The sequence below is a fragment of the Antribacter soli genome, assembly GCF_021568775.1.
GTDB classification, from domain to species: Bacteria; Actinomycetota; Actinomycetes; order Actinomycetales; family Cellulomonadaceae; genus Antribacter; species Antribacter soli.
Map to the genome: position 1 here is coordinate 90,889 of NZ_JAKGSG010000020.1, position 14,516 is coordinate 105,404.

General features: G+C 72.2%; 13 protein-coding genes. 4 read left to right on the forward strand and 9 right to left on the reverse strand.

The window, feature by feature from the left end; translation table 11 throughout:
* Positions 1 to 55 precede the first annotated feature (55 nt).
* Genes L1785_RS05110 through L1785_RS05125 form a run of 4 tightly spaced genes read right to left on the reverse strand, consistent with a single transcriptional unit; the run spans position 56 to position 4,268 of the window.
* Positions 56 to 874, reverse strand: coding sequence for an ABC transporter ATP-binding protein (locus L1785_RS05110; protein WP_236088126.1), 819 nt, complete (start codon positions 872 to 874; stop codon positions 56 to 58).
* Complete coding sequence (locus L1785_RS05115; RefSeq protein WP_236088127.1) at positions 871 to 1,845, reverse strand: ABC transporter ATP-binding protein; 975 nt, start codon at positions 1,843 to 1,845, stop codon at positions 871 to 873. The genes L1785_RS05110 and L1785_RS05115 overlap by 4 nt, the downstream gene beginning before the upstream one ends.
* Positions 1,835 to 2,821 (reverse strand): branched-chain amino acid ABC transporter permease, encoded by a 987-nt coding sequence (locus L1785_RS05120; protein ID WP_236088128.1) that lies wholly within the window; start codon positions 2,819 to 2,821, stop codon positions 1,835 to 1,837. Before L1785_RS05120 ends, L1785_RS05115 begins: the two co-directional genes overlap by 11 nt.
* 13 nt (positions 2,822 to 2,834) lie before the next feature.
* On the reverse strand, positions 2,835 to 4,268 hold the full coding sequence (locus tag L1785_RS05125) for a branched-chain amino acid ABC transporter permease (protein ID WP_236088129.1): 1,434 nt from the start codon (positions 4,266 to 4,268) through the stop codon (positions 2,835 to 2,837).
* A 260-nt stretch (positions 4,269 to 4,528) separates the two neighbouring features.
* Between L1785_RS05125 and L1785_RS05130 the strand changes: the two genes are divergently transcribed.
* Positions 4,529 to 6,781 (forward strand): S9 family peptidase, encoded by a 2,253-nt coding sequence (locus L1785_RS05130; protein ID WP_236088130.1) that lies wholly within the window; start codon positions 4,529 to 4,531, stop codon positions 6,779 to 6,781.
* Here L1785_RS05130 and L1785_RS05135 read toward each other — a convergent pair whose 3' ends face one another.
* The 3 genes from L1785_RS05135 to L1785_RS05145 are packed head-to-tail and all read right to left on the reverse strand — an operon-like array spanning position 6,782 to position 10,393.
* Positions 6,782 to 7,954 (reverse strand): glycerate kinase, encoded by a 1,173-nt coding sequence (locus L1785_RS05135; protein ID WP_236088131.1) that lies wholly within the window; start codon positions 7,952 to 7,954, stop codon positions 6,782 to 6,784.
* Between the two features lie 23 nt (positions 7,955 to 7,977).
* Positions 7,978 to 9,270: a glycoside hydrolase family 3 N-terminal domain-containing protein gene (locus L1785_RS05140; protein WP_236088132.1), complete on the reverse strand. Its 1,293-nt coding sequence runs from the start codon at positions 9,268 to 9,270 to the stop codon at positions 7,978 to 7,980.
* Between the two features lie 37 nt (positions 9,271 to 9,307).
* Complete coding sequence (locus tag L1785_RS05145) at positions 9,308 to 10,393, reverse strand: threonine aldolase family protein (RefSeq protein ID WP_236088133.1); 1,086 nt, start codon at positions 10,391 to 10,393, stop codon at positions 9,308 to 9,310.
* A gap of 75 nt (positions 10,394 to 10,468) precedes the next feature.
* On the opposite strand from L1785_RS05145, the gene L1785_RS05150 reads away from it, so the two are divergent.
* Complete coding sequence (locus L1785_RS05150; protein WP_236088134.1) at positions 10,469 to 10,912, forward strand: VanZ family protein; 444 nt, start codon at positions 10,469 to 10,471, stop codon at positions 10,910 to 10,912.
* A gap of 57 nt (positions 10,913 to 10,969) precedes the next feature.
* Here the strand turns inward: L1785_RS05150 and L1785_RS05155 are convergent, their stop codons facing one another.
* Together L1785_RS05155 and L1785_RS05160 are read right to left on the reverse strand one after the other, a co-directional pair.
* Positions 10,970 to 12,241: an ABC transporter substrate-binding protein gene (locus L1785_RS05155; protein WP_236088135.1), complete on the reverse strand. Its 1,272-nt coding sequence runs from the start codon at positions 12,239 to 12,241 to the stop codon at positions 10,970 to 10,972.
* Between the two features lie 169 nt (positions 12,242 to 12,410).
* Positions 12,411 to 13,253 (reverse strand): aldo/keto reductase, encoded by an 843-nt coding sequence (locus L1785_RS05160; protein ID WP_236088136.1) that lies wholly within the window; start codon positions 13,251 to 13,253, stop codon positions 12,411 to 12,413.
* 184 nt (positions 13,254 to 13,437) lie between these two features.
* Here L1785_RS05160 and L1785_RS05165 point away from each other — a divergent pair, with 184 nt between their 5' ends.
* Complete coding sequence (locus L1785_RS05165; RefSeq protein WP_236088137.1) at positions 13,438 to 13,641, forward strand: cold-shock protein; 204 nt, start codon at positions 13,438 to 13,440, stop codon at positions 13,639 to 13,641.
* Positions 13,642 to 13,825: 184 nt separating this feature from the next.
* Complete coding sequence (locus L1785_RS05170; protein WP_236088138.1) at positions 13,826 to 14,515, forward strand: hypothetical protein; 690 nt, start codon at positions 13,826 to 13,828, stop codon at positions 14,513 to 14,515.
* Position 14,516: the final 1 nt, after the last annotated feature.

Sequence of the window (14,516 nt, forward strand, 5' to 3'; positions counted from 1 at the left end):
TGCCGAGGTAGTAGGTCCGTCGGACGGCGTTACTACTTCGCGGGAAGCCTGGGGATCAGCCCGCCTTCTCGACGTCCTCCGCCAGCGTGCCCAGGTACAGCGAGATCACCTTCGGGTCGGCCTGCAGCTCGCGGCCCGTGCCCGTGTACGCGTCCTTGCCCTGGTCGAGGACGTAGCCGCGGTCGCAGATCTGCAGGCAGCGCCGGGCGTTCTGCTCGACCATGATCACCGACACGCCCGCCTTGTTGATCATGCGGGTGCGCAGGAACGTCTCGTCCTGGCGCACCGGCGACAGGCCGGCGGACGGCTCGTCGAGCAGCAGCACCGACGGGTTCATCATGAGCGCGCGCGCCATGGCGACCATCTGCCGCTCGCCGCCCGACATCGCGCCGGCCCGCTGGGCGCGGCGGTCCCCGAGGGTCGGGAACAGGTCGGTGATGAACGAGAACCGCTCCTCGAACGTCTTGGGCCGCAGGAACACGCCCATCCGCATGTTCTCCTCGACGGTGAGCGAGGGGAACACGTTGTTCGTCTGCGGTACGAAGCCGACTCCGCGGGCCACGAGGGCGTTCGCCTTCATGCCCGTGATGTCGTCGCCGTTCAGCGTGACGGAGCCGGACCGGACGTGCACGAGACCGAACAGGGCCTTGAGCAGCGTGGACTTGCCGGCACCGTTGGGGCCGATGATGCCCACGAGCTCGCCCTTGCCGACCTGGATGGAGCACCCGTTGAGGATGTTCACGCCGGGCAGGTAGCCGGCCACGACGTCCTTCGCCTCGAGCAGCAGCTCACGGCCGCTCGTGGCAGACGACGTCGCGGTCGCCTCGGGTGCGTCGGTCGCCGTGTCCGGCGCCCCGGTCGTGACGTCGCTCATCGCTTCTCCTCCTCGGCCTCGAGCCGTGCGAGCACCGCGGGGTCGAGCAGCGCGTCGTCCCCGAGGTCGGTGTCGTGGTGCGCGCCGAGGTAGGCGTCCACCACGGCCTGGTCCTGCATCACGCTGTGGGGCGGGCCTTCGGCCACGACCCGGCCCTCGGCCATGACGACCACCCAGTCGGAGATGTGGCGCACGGCGTGCATGTCGTGCTCGACGAACAGCACGGTCATGCCCTCGTCCCGCAGGGCCTGGATGTGCCCGAGGAGCGACTGCACCAGGGCCGGGTTCACGCCGGCCATGGGCTCGTCGAGCATGATCATCGTCGGATCCGTCATGAGGGCGCGCGCCATCTCGAGGAGCTTGCGCTGGCCGCCCGAGAGCGAGCCGGCGAAGTCGTCCTTCTTGGTGTCGAGCTTGAAGCGCGCCAGGATCTCCAGCGCCTTCTCCGTGTTCTCCCGCTCCGCCCTGGCCCACAGCGGCTTCACGAGCGAGCCGAACAGGTTCTCCCCCGGGTTGCCGCGCGCGGCGAGGAGCATGTTGTCCAGCACGGTGAGGCGGGAGAGCGCCTTCGTGAGCTGGAACGTGCGCACCATGCCGGACTTCGCGACCTTGGCGGCCGCCATGCCTGCGATCGGCTTGCCGTCGAACATCCAATGGCCGTGGTTGGGCTTGTCGAAGCCGGTCAGCAGGTTGAAGAACGTCGTCTTGCCGGCGCCGTTGGGTCCGATCAGCGCGGTGATGGCGCCGCGCTGGACCTCCAGGTGCTCGACGTCGACGGCGGTCATGCCGCCGAACCGGCGCTGCACGCCGTCGGCCACGAGGATCGTGTCGGGCTTGCTGACGCCGACGCGCGGCTCGACGCTCGCCAGGGTGCGGGCCACCGTGTCGGTCGCCGGGTCGATCGCGTGCACCGCGGGCGCGGCCTCGGCGACCGCGACGTCCTCCGGGGTCACCGTCGTGTCATCGGACATTGAACGCCAGCTCCCTCTTGTTCCCCAGGATTCCTTGTGGCCGGAAGATCACCAGGATCATGAGCGTCACTCCCACGAGCAGACCGCCGAACTGCTCGACGAACGTGCTCGACACGACACCCTCGAGGCCGGTGCGCATGCCCGCACGGAGCAGCATGTAGACCGCGAAGAACAGCATCGAGCCGAGGACCGGGCCGAACAGGGTCGCGGCACCGCCGAGCAGCATGACCGTCCACACGAAGAACGTGACGGTTCGGCCCAGGCCGTCCGGGGCGATGGAGCGTGGTAGCACGAACACCAGGCCTGCGAGCGCGCCGAGCACGCCACCCAGGACCAGCGCCTGCATCTTGTAGGAGAAGACACTCTTGCCCAGCGCGCGCACCGCGTCCTCGTCCTCACGGATGCCCCGCAGGACTCGACCCCACGGGCTGCGCGTGATCAGCCAGACGAAGAGCACGGCGACGAGTACGAGGCCCCAGGCGAACAGGCGGGTCCACCACGAGTCGGAGCCCGTGTTGATGTACTCGAGCGGTCCGAGCGCCATCCGCCCGTCAGGCAGCGGCGACAGTGCCTGGAACGTCTCCTTGAACTGGTTGCCCTTGAGGCCGGAGGCACCACCGGTCCACTCCTGGAACACGGTGGAGCGGCCGAGCATGCGGATGATCTCCGCGGCCGAGATGGTCACGATCGCGAGATAGTCGCCCCGGAGCGTCAGCGTCGGCAGGCCCAGGATCAGGGCGAACAGCGCGCCCGCGGCCATCGCGATCAGGAAGGCCAGCCAGAAGGGGGCCCCTGCGATGGTCGCGATGCCGAAGCCGTAGGCCCCGAGCAGCATGAACCCTGCCTGGCCCATGTTCAGCAGGCCCGTATAGCCGAAGTGCAGGTTGAGGCCGATCGCCGCGAGCGCGTAGGCGGCCGTGGTCGGCGCGATGAGCTCGGCAAGCGCCTGGGTGAGGACTCGAGTCAGCTCGTCCATGGCGGTTCTCCTTTCAGCCGATCCGCTCGCGGCGACCGAGCAGGCCCTGAGGCCTGACCAGCAGCACGAGGATGAGGATGACGAGCGCCGACGCGTACCGCAGGTCGCTCGGCATGACGAGGTTGGACAGCTCGACGACGAGGCCGATGATGATCGAGCCGGCGAGGGCACCGAACGCGGTGCCGAGGCCGCCGAGCGTCACCGCGGCGAACATGAGCAGCAGGAGCTGCAGGCCGAGCGCCCAGTTGAACGAACCGAACGACATGCCGATGAGCATTCCGGCCAGGCCCGCGAAGCCCGTGGACATGATCCACACGATGCGGATGATCGTGTCGGGGTTGATGCCGGTCGCGGCGGCGAGGGCCGGGTTGTCGGACACCGCACGGGTCGCACGGCCGATCCGGGTCCGCGTGAGGAACCAGGCGATGAAGAGGATCACCACGACGGCGACGGCCATCGCCATCCAGGACGCGGTGCTCAGCGTGATCCCGAGGAGCTTCAGCGGGACCGGGTTCTGCGGCAGGACCCGCACCGAGCGCCCGCCGATCTGGGGCACCATCTGGATCGCGTACTGCATCGCCATCGACAGGCCGATCGTGACGATCATGAGCTGCATGACCGGCGTCCCGCGCTTGCGCAAGGGCCCCCAGAGCATCTTGTCCTGGAGCCACCCGGTACCCGCGCAGAGCGCGAGCACGAGCGGGACGGCGAGGACGATCGGCACGTTCCAGACGTTGATCGACAGGAAGCCGAGGACGGCACCGAGCGTGACCTGCTCGCCGTGCGAGAAGCTCGACATGCCGGTGGTGCCGTAGATGAGGCTGATGCCGACCGACGCGAGAGCCAGCAGGAGGCCGAACCGGATGCCGGAACCGAACTGCTGCCAGAACTGACCGAACGAGACCCCCTTCGCCGAGACGTCGCCGCCTTCCGCGCCGAGCGGCGCACCGGCGTCGCCCGCCGCGCCGGTCGCCGCCGGGCTGGACGCGTCGTCGCTCTCGCTGGCCGAAGCGCTCGGCGTGGACGCGGCCCCCACGGCGATCCGGAACGCGGCGCGGGCGGTCGACCCGGACTGGGCCGTGACCTGCCGCTCGGTCACGTCGGGGCTCATGCCCTCGGGCACCGTCGCCGGGTCGATGGCGACCGTGTAGCCGCCGACGGACGGGACGGCCACCGAGACGGGACCGTCCGCCGTGGAGGTGACGTCCACCTCGAAGTCGGCACCCGTGATCGTCCCGGAGACCCCGGGGACGAACGCGTTGTCGGCGTCGAGGACGATCATCGCGACGCAGGCGGTCTGGTCGTCAGGTGTGCAGGGTGGGGCCACGTCGGCGGCCGCCGGGGCCAGGGCGAGCGCCGCGGGGGCGACCAGGGTCGCCAGCGCCGCGGCAAGTACCGCAAGGAGCCGTCGCCCGGCGGGCGCGCGGGTCGGTCGGTCGGCTGTCATCGGCCGGGTCCTCCGTCAGGTCAGGGGGCAGGTCCCCGAGGAGTGCTCGGTGAGCTGCCCGATCTCCCCGGCGATGTAGCGACACTAAACAGGTCGTGTATCGCCGAGGTTTCACAAGCGTGCGGGAAGTGTAGCCGCGCCCCGTGTCGTGGCCCACGTCCGCCGGTCACATTCCTCCGTCGATGCCAGCCTTTGCCCGGCTATCACCCAGGTCTTCGTGTGCAAAGCGTCACTCCGGGCCTCGCGCGTACGCTGGCCCGGTGCCCGACGCCGTAGCCAGCCAGACCACGCAGCCCGCCGACGCCCCGGTCACCCCACCGGTGGCCGAGCGCCGGCCCGTCACGCGCACCCACCACGGCGACGTGGTGAGTGACGACTACGAGTGGCTGCGCGCCAAGGACGACCCGGACGTCGTCGGCCACCTGGTGGCGGAGAACGCCTGGACGCACGCTCAGCTGGCCCACCTGGCGCCGCTGCGTCAGCAGCTCTTCGAAGAGATCAAGGCCCGCACCCTCGAGACGGACCTCTCGCTCCCCAGCCGCGACGGGGGCTTCTGGTACTACGCGCGCACCGTGGAGGGCAAGCAGTACCCGATCCACGCCCGGTACGCCGTGAGCGGGCCGGACGACTGGACGCCGCGGGTCCTCGACCCGGGCGTCCCCGTCCCGGGCGAGGAGGTCCTGCTCGACCAGAACGTCGAGGCCGAGGGCCACGACTTCTTCTCCCTCGGCTCCCTCGACGTGTCCGACGACGGCACGCTGCTGCTGTACGCCACGGACACCGAGGGCGACGAGCGCTTCACGCTGCGGGTCCGCGACCTCGCGACCGGCCGCGACCTCGGCGACGAGGTGCGCAACACCGCCCCCGGCGCGTTCTTCACGCCAGACGGGCAGTTCGTCTTCTACCCGACCGTCGACGAGGCCTGGCGCCCGTACCGGATCTGGCGGCACCGCGTCGGCACGCCGTCCGCGCAGGACGTCCTCGTCTTCGAGGAGCCCGACGAGCGGTTCTGGGTGGGCGCGGCCCTGTCCCGGTCGAAGACGTACATCGAGATCGCGCTCGGCTCCAAGGTCACCAGCGAGTCCTGGCTCCTGGAGGCCGCGGACCCGACGGGCGAGCTCCAGGTCGTCCGGACCCGCCGCGAGGGCGTCGAGTACTCCGTGGAGCACGCCGTCCTGCCCGGCCCCGACGGCGAGCCCCAGGACGTGCTGCTCGTGCTGCACAACGACGGCGCGGAGAACTTCGAGCTCACGGTGCTCCCGGTCGCGGACCTGCCCGCGACGCACTGGGGCCGCGTCGTCGTGCCGCACTCCACCGACGTGCGTCTCGAGGGCGTCAGCGCGAGCGAGCGCTATCTCGTGCTGCACCTCCGGCGCGACGCGATCAGCCGCAGCGGCGTGCTGCGCCTCGGGGACCTGCCGCGCGCCTCCCGCGAGGGTCCCGGCGAACCAGGGCAGGCGAAAGCCAAGAAGACGCAGTCCGCCGCCGGCGAGCAGTGGGCCTTCGAGGAGCTCTCCTTCGGCGAGCCCCTGGAGTCCGTCGGTGCGGGCGTGGGCACGTGGGAGCAGCCGAACCTGCGCGTCGGCTACGCCTCCTTCGTCACGCCGTCGGCCGTGTACGAGTACGACGTCGCCACCGGGACGCGGACCCTGCTCAAGCAGCAGCCGGTGCTCGGCGGCTACGACCCCGCCGAGTACGCGCAGCGCCGCGAGTGGGCGGTAGCGGAGGACGGCACCCGCATCCCGATCTCGCTCGTCTGGCGCCGGGACAAGGTGACCGCCGCCGAGCACCCGGCCGAGCCCGCGCCCCTGATCCTGTACGGGTACGGCGCGTACGAGACCGCGATCGACCCGTACTTCAGCATCCCGCGCCTGTCCCTGCTCGACCGGGGCGCCGTGTTCGCCGTGGCGCACGTGCGCGGCGGCGGCGAGATGGGCCGCCGCTGGTACGACGAGGGCAAGCTGCTGCGCAAGCGCAACAGCTTCACGGACTTCGTCGCCGCGGCGCGGCACCTGGTCGCCACCGGCTGGACGGCACCGGACCGCATGGTGGCCGACGGCGGCTCCGCGGGCGGCCTGCTCGTCGGCGCGGCCGTCAACCTCGCACCCGAGCTGTTCGCGGGCGTGCTCGCGGACGTGCCGTTCGTGGACGCGCTCACCTCGATCCTCGACCCGTCGCTGCCGCTGACGGTCGTCGAGTGGGACGAGTGGGGCGACCCGCTCCACGACCCCGAGGTGTACGCCTACATGAAGTCGTACACGCCGTACGAGAACGTGCCCGCCGACGCGTCGCACTACCCGCGGATCCTCGCCACGACGTCGTTCAACGACACCCGGGTGCTGTACGTGGAGCCCGCGAAGTGGGTGGCCCGGCTACGGGCGGCCGGGGCGCCGGCGCTGCTGAAGATCGAGATGTCGGCCGGGCACGGCGGCGTCTCGGGTCGGTATGCGCGGTGGGAGGAGATCGCGTTCGAGAACGCCTGGACGCTCGACGTCCTCGGCCTCGCGGACTGACTACTTCCCGGCCAGCACCAGGCGGGTCACGTTCGCGGCCGTGCGCTCCAGCTCGGCCAGCACGTCCCGGCCCAGCTCCGCCAGCGTCCGCGGCCCCGGGGCGATCGAGAACGCGGCCGTGATCCCGGCCGCCCGCAGGTCGCCGAGCGGCGCAGCCACCTCCCCGGCGATCACGACGACGGGCACGCCCGCGGGCGTGCTGCGCCGCACCGCGTCGACGACCTTGCCGTGCAGCGACTGCGTGTCGAGCCGGCCCTCCCCGGTGAGCACGAGGTCCGCGCCCGCCAGCACGTCGGCCAGGCCCAGCGTCTCGGCGACGAGCTGCGACCCGGCGACCAGCTCGGCCCCGAGCGCGGCCGTCAGGACGAGCGGCATCCCGCCCGCCGCGCCCGTGCCGGGCAGGTTCCGGGCGTCCACGCCGGTCGCTGCCGCCAGGACGTCCGCCAGCCGGGCGAGGCCCGCGTCCAGGGCGACGACGTCGGCCGGCGTCGCCCCCTTCTGCGGGCCGAACGTCACCGCGGCGCCGGTCGGGCCGAGCAGCGGGTTCGTCACGTCGCACGCCACGCGCCAGCGCACCTTCCGGGCTCGCGGGTCGAGACCGCTCAGGTCGATCCCGTCGAGGGCCGCGAGCGCGCCGCCGCCGTCGGGCAGCCCGGCCCCCGCGGCGTCGAGGAACCGCGCGCCGAGCGAGCGGAGCAGGCCCGCCCCGCCGTCCGTCGTGGCGGACCCGCCGAGGCACAGCACGATCTCCTCGACGCCGGCCTCGAGCACCGCCGTGACCAGCGCGCCGACCCCGAAGGTGGTCGCCTCCAGCGGGCGGAGCGGCACGTCGGACACGGCCGGCAGGCCGTTGGCCTCGGCGGTCTCGACGACGGCGGTGCGCCCGTCCGGGCTGATCCCGTAGCGCGCCGTCACGGGCCGGCCGAGCGCATCCGTCGTCCGGCACTCGCGCGCCGGGACGCCCCAGGCTCCGAGGAACGCGTCGAGCGTGCCCTCGCCGCCGTCGGCGAACGGGAGGGTGCGGACCTCCACACCGGCGGCCGACCCGGCGAACGCCTCCCGGACGCCACGGGCCATCGCCTCGGCGACGGACACTGCGGACGCGGTGCCCTTGAAGGAGTCGGGGACCACGGCGACGCGGAACGGCCGGGCCTGCTGTGCGACGTCGGACATGGCAGGGAGCGTAGTCGTTCCCGTCACAGGCCGGCCTTGGCCTCCAGGACCTGCCGCGCCGCCTCGTCGACGCGGGCCGCGAAGGCGGCGTCCGCGCGGGCGCGTGCGACGAGCGCGTCCGCCATCGCCGGCGCCACCGCCGGGTCCGCCGACGCGAGCACCAGGTCGACGCCTGCCTCCACGGCGAGCACTGCCCGGTCGCCCGGCGACCACGCGGCGACCTGGTCCGCCGCCGAGAGGTCGTCCGTCATGATCACGCCGTCGAAGCCTGTGTCCCGCAGCAGACTCACGACGACCGGGCTGAACACCGCGGGTGCGGCCGCGTCGATCTGCGAGTACACGGCCGACGACATCATGACGAACCCGGCACCGGCGTCGACCCCGCTCGCGAAGACCTGCACCGACGGGTCGTCCGGCCCGGTCACGGTGTCGGTGACGCCCGCCGTGTCGTCCGTGTTGGCGGTGACGCGCCCGAGCCCCGGGAAGTGCTTGATCGCGGTCTCCACGCCCGCCTCCCGCTGCCCCTGGGCGAACGCGTTCGCCGAAGCGGTCACCGACTCCGGCGTGGTCCCGTAGTGCCGGCCGAAATACCCGATCGGTGCGTTGGCGGCCTGGTTGTCCGGCGGGACGAGGTCCATGACGGGCGCCAGGTTCAGGTTCACGCCCACCGCGGCGAGCTCCGCGCCCCAGGTGCGCGCGTCGGCCCGCAGGACCTCCGGCGGCAGCGCCGCCTGGTCCAGGGCGCGCGGCAGCTCCGTGAAGCCGTCGCCGCGCAGGACCTGGACGAGGCCGCCCTCCTGGTCGGTCGCGACGAGCATCGGCTGCCCGTGCGTCGTGTCGGGCCCGACCAGGTCGGTGAAGCTCGTGACCAGGTTCCGCACCGGCTCCTGCCCGGCGCGAGTGCGGCCCGCAAGGAAGACGTTGCCCACGTGGTGCTGGCGCACCGCGTCCCAGCTCGCGGGAGGCAGGTCGTGGACGTCCACGCCGACCATGAGGATCTGGCCCACCTTCTGCTCGAGCGTCCAGCCTGCCAGCGGGTCCGCCGGCGACGGGCTCGGCGTGGGGCTCGGGGTCGGGGTCGGCGACGGGGTGGGCGACGGGCTCGGCGTCCGGCCGGACGAGGGGCTCGCGGTGGGCGTCGGGGTCGGGCTGGGTTCCGGCGACGCCGTCGGCCGCCCCGCCGCCGAGGCCGGCGACTGCGGCGTAGGCCCGGGCTCCCCGGCCCAGCCGCAGCCGGCGAGCAGGAGGACGACGGCGAAGGCCGCGCCGGGCAGCGCGGCGGACGCCGCGCGACGTGGCGTCGTCATACCGGTCATGGCGGTCAGTCTGCCGCGCTCCGCCGGCCAGGTCTGCTCAGAGTGCCTTCTCGATCGCCTCGACGAACCCGTCCACATCGGTCTCGGTCGTGTCCCACGAGCACATCCACCGGACCTCGACACGGTCGGCCGTCTCGCCCGTCGCCCAGTCGTAGAACCGGTAGTCCGCCCGCACCCGGTCGGCGGCCGCGCGCGGCAGGGTCGCGAAGACGGCGTTCGCCTCCGTGGGCCGGGTCACGCGGACGGCGTCACCCAGCCCGGCGCCCTCGACGCCCGCACGCAGCCGCGCGGCCATCGCGTTGGCGTGCGCGGCGTTGCGCAGCCACAGCGGGTCGCCCGCCGACGCCGGCTCGCCCAGCAGGGCCAGGAGCTGCGCCGACACGAACCGCGCCTTCGACGCGAGCTGCATCGTCGCCTTGCGCAGGTACGGCACGGCGTCGGCCGGGCGCGCACTGCCGGTGGCGACCGGTACGACGTCGGACAGCACGACGACGGCCTCCCCGATCATGCCGCCGTTCTTGGCGGCGCCGAGCGAGAGGATGTCGACGCCGACGTCGGTGGTGAGCTCACGCAGGCCGACGCCCAGCGAGGCCGCGGCGTTCGCGAGGCGCGAGCCGTCCACGTGGACGGCCATGCCGTGGGCGTGCGCGGCGTCGGCGAGGAGCTTGACGTCGGCGAGCGGGTAGACCGTCCCGAGCTCGGTGGCCTGCGTCAGCGACAGCACGACGGGCTGGGCGCGGTGCACGTCGCCGGCGTCGGCGGCCCAGCGGTCGAGCGCGTCGACGCCGATCCGGCCGTCCACCGACGGCGACGCGAGGACCTTCAGGCCGCCCACCCGCTCCGGGGCGCCGTTCTCGTCGTTGTTGACGTGTGCGACGTCGCTCGTCACGACGCCGCCCCATCGCGGCGAGACGGCCATCAGCGAGATGACGTTCGCGCCCGTCCCGTTGATCACGGGGAACGCTCGGGCGACGTCGCCGAAGACCTCCCGCACGCGCTCGGCGAGGCGGGCGGTGACGAGGTCGTCGCCGTACGCGACCGCGGGGCCGTCGTTCGCGGCCCCGATCGCGGCGAGGACCTCGGGGTGGACGGGGGCGTAGTTGTCGGAGGCGAAGTGCTGCACGGTCCGATTCTCCTCCGCCCGCGGCGGCCGCCGGCACCGCCGTCGCCGGGCGGGCGTGGCGGTTAGGGTCGGCGTGTGCGAGTGCGGCTGCTGCGTTGGGTGTCCGGGGCCTACGTGGCCGTGGTGCTCACGATCACGATGTGGCCGGCTCCCGCGACCACCGACGCGCCCGAGTGGGCCCAGGCGGTGCTGCTCCTCCTGCACGACGCGGGGGTCCCGATGTCCTTCTGGGCGCTCGAGGCGCTGGCGAACGTGCTGATGTTCGTGCCGTTCGGCATCCTCGGGATGCTGCTGTCCCGGCGCCCGGCCTGGCTGGTCGTCCTCGCCGGCGCCGGGTTCACCACGGCGATCGAGCTCACGCAGCTCCTCGTCCCCGGGCGGGTCGCCACCCTGCAGGACGTCGTCATGAACACGGCGGGCGCCGCGGTCGGCGTAGCCTCGGTCCTGGCCTGGCGGGCGGCGCGCGCCCGCGCCGAGCCGGGACGACGACGGACCGGTCACCTCCCGTACGGGAGATGACCGGTCCGCTGTGTCTACCTCAGACAGTTGTCCGTCGCCTGAGCCTGCGGCTCAGGGTCACTCGATGGAGCCCTCGATGGCACGGGTCCACAGGATCGAGTTGTCGTCCTGGTACTCGTACACGCCGATGAACGCGGACGACGGGTCGTTGTCCTCGTTGATCGGGCCGATGCCGGACTTGCCGACGTACTGGATGTCCTCGCCGGCCTCGAGCGCCTCGACGCCCTCAGCGAAGGTGGTCACCTCGGTGCCGCCCTCGGCGCCGGACACGGCACGGAGGTTGGCGGCGATGGTCGCACCGTCGGTGGCGCCGCCCTTGACGGCGGCGAGCGCGGCCAGGATCACGGCGTCGTACGACTCGGCGGCGTAGGACCAGTCGGTCAGCGGCTCGCCGTTCTCCTCCTCGTACCAGGCCGAGGTGAGCTCCTTGAACTCGTCGTCGGCCTGCGCGCCCGGGATCGTGCCGACGACGCCCTTGAGGGTGCCGGGCTCGAAGTCCTCGGTGTAGGCGGCAGTGTTGCCGTCGCAGAAGTACGTGGTGCCGTCGAAGGTCCACCCCTGCGCGACGAGCTCGGAGACGATGGCCTTGGTCTCCTCGAACGCGATGACCGCGATCGCGTCGGGGCTCGTGGCGAGAGCCGCGGTCACGATGGCGGAGAAGTTCGTCTCACCCGGAGCGAACTCCTGGCCCGCGCCAGTGGCGCCGTAGACGACGGTGCCGCCGCCGGCCTCGACCGCCTTCTGCACGTTGTCGCGCAGGCCGGTGCCGTAGGCCTCGTTCTGGACGATGACCGCCACGTTCGTGTGGCCGTCGTCGAGGATCAGCGAGCCGAGGGCCGAGCCCTGGACCGTGTCCGGCGGGGCGGTACGGGCGTAGAACTCGCCGTAGCCCGAGAGGTCCGTGGCCGTGTTGGCCGGGGAGATCTCGATGACGCCGGCCTCGGCGAACTGGTCGACCACGTTCAGGGACACCGACGAGGACGCGGCACCGATCACGGCGGAGACGCCCTGGCCGATGAGGTCGGTCGCGGTGTTCGTCGAGACGCTCATGTCGGTCGAGTCACCGGAGTCACCCTGGATGACCTCGACGTCGCTGCCCAGGACACCGCCGGCCTCGTTGATCTCCTGCACGGCAAGGCCGACACCCGCGATCTCGGGCGGGCCGAGGAAGGCGAGCGAGCCCGTCACCGGGAGGATCGTGCCGATCTTGAGCGGCTCGGCCGAAGTGCCCTCCTCGCCGCCGTCCTCGGTGGAGGAGCAGGCCGCGAGGCCAAGGCTGAGGACCGCAGCGAGTGCGAGCCCCCGCGCGGCCGTCGAACGTCGAATCATTCTGTTCCCCTTCAAGCGGAGACGCGGCACCTTGCCTCGTCGTGATCGCTGAAAGTAGCCACCTTGTGTGACGTTCGTGTGTCGCGTCCGCCAGCCGGGATCGATCGTTACGATGATGTGACCGTCTCCGCACGCCCTCCCCACGGTCTCCCCACGCTCTTGCCATGTGTCAGTGGCGGAACTGGGTGAAGGCCGTCGTTGCCGGGTCGGACCCGATACGGCCGTCCGGGGAGTCGAGGCGGTCGATCGCCGCCATCTGGTCCGCCGAGAGCTCGAACGAGAACAGGTCGATGTTCGTGGCCTGCCGCTCCGGGTTGACCGACTTCGGGATCACGACGGTGCCCCGCTGCACGTGCCAGCGCAGGATCACCTGGGCCGGCGTCACGCCCAGGTCGACCGCGACCGCGGTCACCGCGGGCGCCTCCAGGTCCTGGCCGCGGCCCAGCGGCGAGTACGCCTCGGCCGCGACCCCCAGGCGCAGACCGGCTTCCCGCGTGGCCTCCTGGCGGTACGTGGGGTGGTGCTCGAACTGGTTGATCGCCGGGACCACCTCGCACTCCCGGACCAGGCGGTCCAGGTGCTCCGGCAGGAAGTTCGACACGCCGATCGCCCGCACGGCGCCTTCCGCGAGGAGCCGCTCGAACGCCCGCCACGTCTCGACGTACAGGTCCTTCGACGGGACGGGCCAGTGGATCAGGTACAGGTCGACGACGTCGAGGCCGAGCGCCGCGCGGCTCGCCTCGAACGCCCGCAGCGCGCTGTCGTACCCCTGCTCGCCGTTGCGCAGCTTGGTCGTGACGAAGACCTCGTCGCGCGGCAGCCCGCTCGCCCGGAGCGCCGCGCCGACGCCCGCCTCGTTGTCATAGGCTGCCGCCGTGTCGACGTGGCGGTAGCCCAGCTCGAGGGCTTTCTCCACCGTGACCTGCGTGCTCTCGTCCGGCACGAGGAACACGCCGAGACCCACCTGGGGGACGGTGACGCCGTTGTTCAGGGTGATCCGTGAGACGGTCATGGTCCCGTTCTAGCACCCGGCGCACATCTCGTCCGGCGCGAGTGTCCGGACTCACCCTGCCTGAGGCGGCAGATGTGGGTAGGGTGGGGTATGCAGTGCATCGATCGTTCTTCCAAGAGTTGACGACGACACCGTGAAATGCGATCCCGAAGGCCGGGGTCGTCGCCTCTTGCAAGGAGCAGTTATGGCATTCGGAACCGTCAAGTGGTTCAACGCGGAGAAGGGCTTCGGCTTCATCGCGCCCGAGGACGGCAGCGCGGACGTGTTCGCGCACTTCAGCGCGATCCAGTCGAACGGCTACCGCACGCTGGAGGAGAACCAGCGCGTGGAGTTCGACGTCAAGCAGGGCCCCAAGGGCCTGCAGGCGGAGAACATCCGCCCGATCTGATCCGCCCGGCGCTGACGCGCCTACGGACCTGAACACCGGCGGCCCGGTCACCTTTCGCAAGGAAGGCGACCGGGCCGTCGTCGTTCCCGGGGCTGCCCGACGGCGGCCCTCCACCCTGGCGGGAACCCCGCGATGACCGCGCTCGTTCCACCACAGGACCGTCCGACTCCTGAAGGGCACGACCATGGGCTTCCTCGACCGGCTTTTCGGGCGCGAGCCGCGCAACGACCGCAACAACCCGTACCAGGCGCCTGGCGCGGCGGACCGCTACCAGCCGCAGGATGCCCCCGCCTACGGGACGCCCGGCCCCGCGTACGGCTCGGCCGGTCACTCCGGGCGCAGCGAGGACGAGGTCGCCGTCGAGCGGTACAAGTACCTGCTGCGCACCGCGCCGCCGGATGCCGTCGAGCAGGCGCACACCGAGGCGTTCGCCCAGCTCACGCCTGAGCAGCGCCGCCAGGTGCTGACGCAGCTCAGCAACGACCTCCCGCCGTCCGAGCGCGCCACGTCCGACGACCCGCGGTCCCTCGCCCGGATGGCGACGCGGGCCGAGCTGCGGCGTCCCGGCACCCTCGTGCAGAACTTCGGCGGCGGCGTCGGCGGGGCCGGCTACGGCGGCCCGGGCGTCGGCGCGATGCTCGGCTCGAGCCTGCTCGGCACGATCGCCGGCGTGGTCATCGGCTCGGCGATCGCCGACGCGATGTTCGGGTCGGAGTTCGGCGACCCGAGCCAGGACTTCGCCGGCGACTCCGGCGAGGCCGACCCGGGTGCGGGTGCCGAGGCGGACCCAGGCGCCGACGCAGGCGCCGAGGGCGACTTCGGCGGAGACTTCGGGGGCGACTTCGGCGGCGACTTCGGCGGCGGCGACTTCTGAC

What these genes read in the sequence shown, in the direction of transcription:
- L1785_RS05140 (WP_236088132.1), bottom strand. Translation starts at nt 9,270, where the DNA reads ATGACCGGTATGACGACGCCACGTCGCGCGGCGTCCGCCGCGCTGCCC.
- L1785_RS05155 (WP_236088135.1), bottom strand. Translation starts at nt 12,241, where the DNA reads ATGATTCGACGTTCGACGGCCGCGCGGGGGCTCGCACTCGCTGCGGTC.
- L1785_RS05135 (WP_236088131.1), bottom strand. Translation starts at nt 7,954, where the DNA reads ATGTCCGACGTCGCACAGCAGGCCCGGCCGTTCCGCGTCGCCGTGGTC.
- L1785_RS05115 (WP_236088127.1), bottom strand. Translation starts at nt 1,845, where the DNA reads ATGTCCGATGACACGACGGTGACCCCGGAGGACGTCGCGGTCGCCGAG.
- L1785_RS05160 (WP_236088136.1), bottom strand. Translation starts at nt 13,253, where the DNA reads ATGACCGTCTCACGGATCACCCTGAACAACGGCGTCACCGTCCCCCAG.
- L1785_RS05125 (WP_236088129.1), bottom strand. Translation starts at nt 4,268, where the DNA reads ATGACAGCCGACCGACCGACCCGCGCGCCCGCCGGGCGACGGCTCCTT.
- L1785_RS05170 (WP_236088138.1), top strand. Translation starts at nt 13,826, where the DNA reads ATGGGCTTCCTCGACCGGCTTTTCGGGCGCGAGCCGCGCAACGACCGC.
- L1785_RS05120 (WP_236088128.1), bottom strand. Translation starts at nt 2,821, where the DNA reads ATGGACGAGCTGACTCGAGTCCTCACCCAGGCGCTTGCCGAGCTCATC.
- L1785_RS05110 (WP_236088126.1), bottom strand. Translation starts at nt 874, where the DNA reads ATGAGCGACGTCACGACCGGGGCGCCGGACACGGCGACCGACGCACCC.
- L1785_RS05165 (WP_236088137.1), top strand. Translation starts at nt 13,438, where the DNA reads ATGGCATTCGGAACCGTCAAGTGGTTCAACGCGGAGAAGGGCTTCGGC.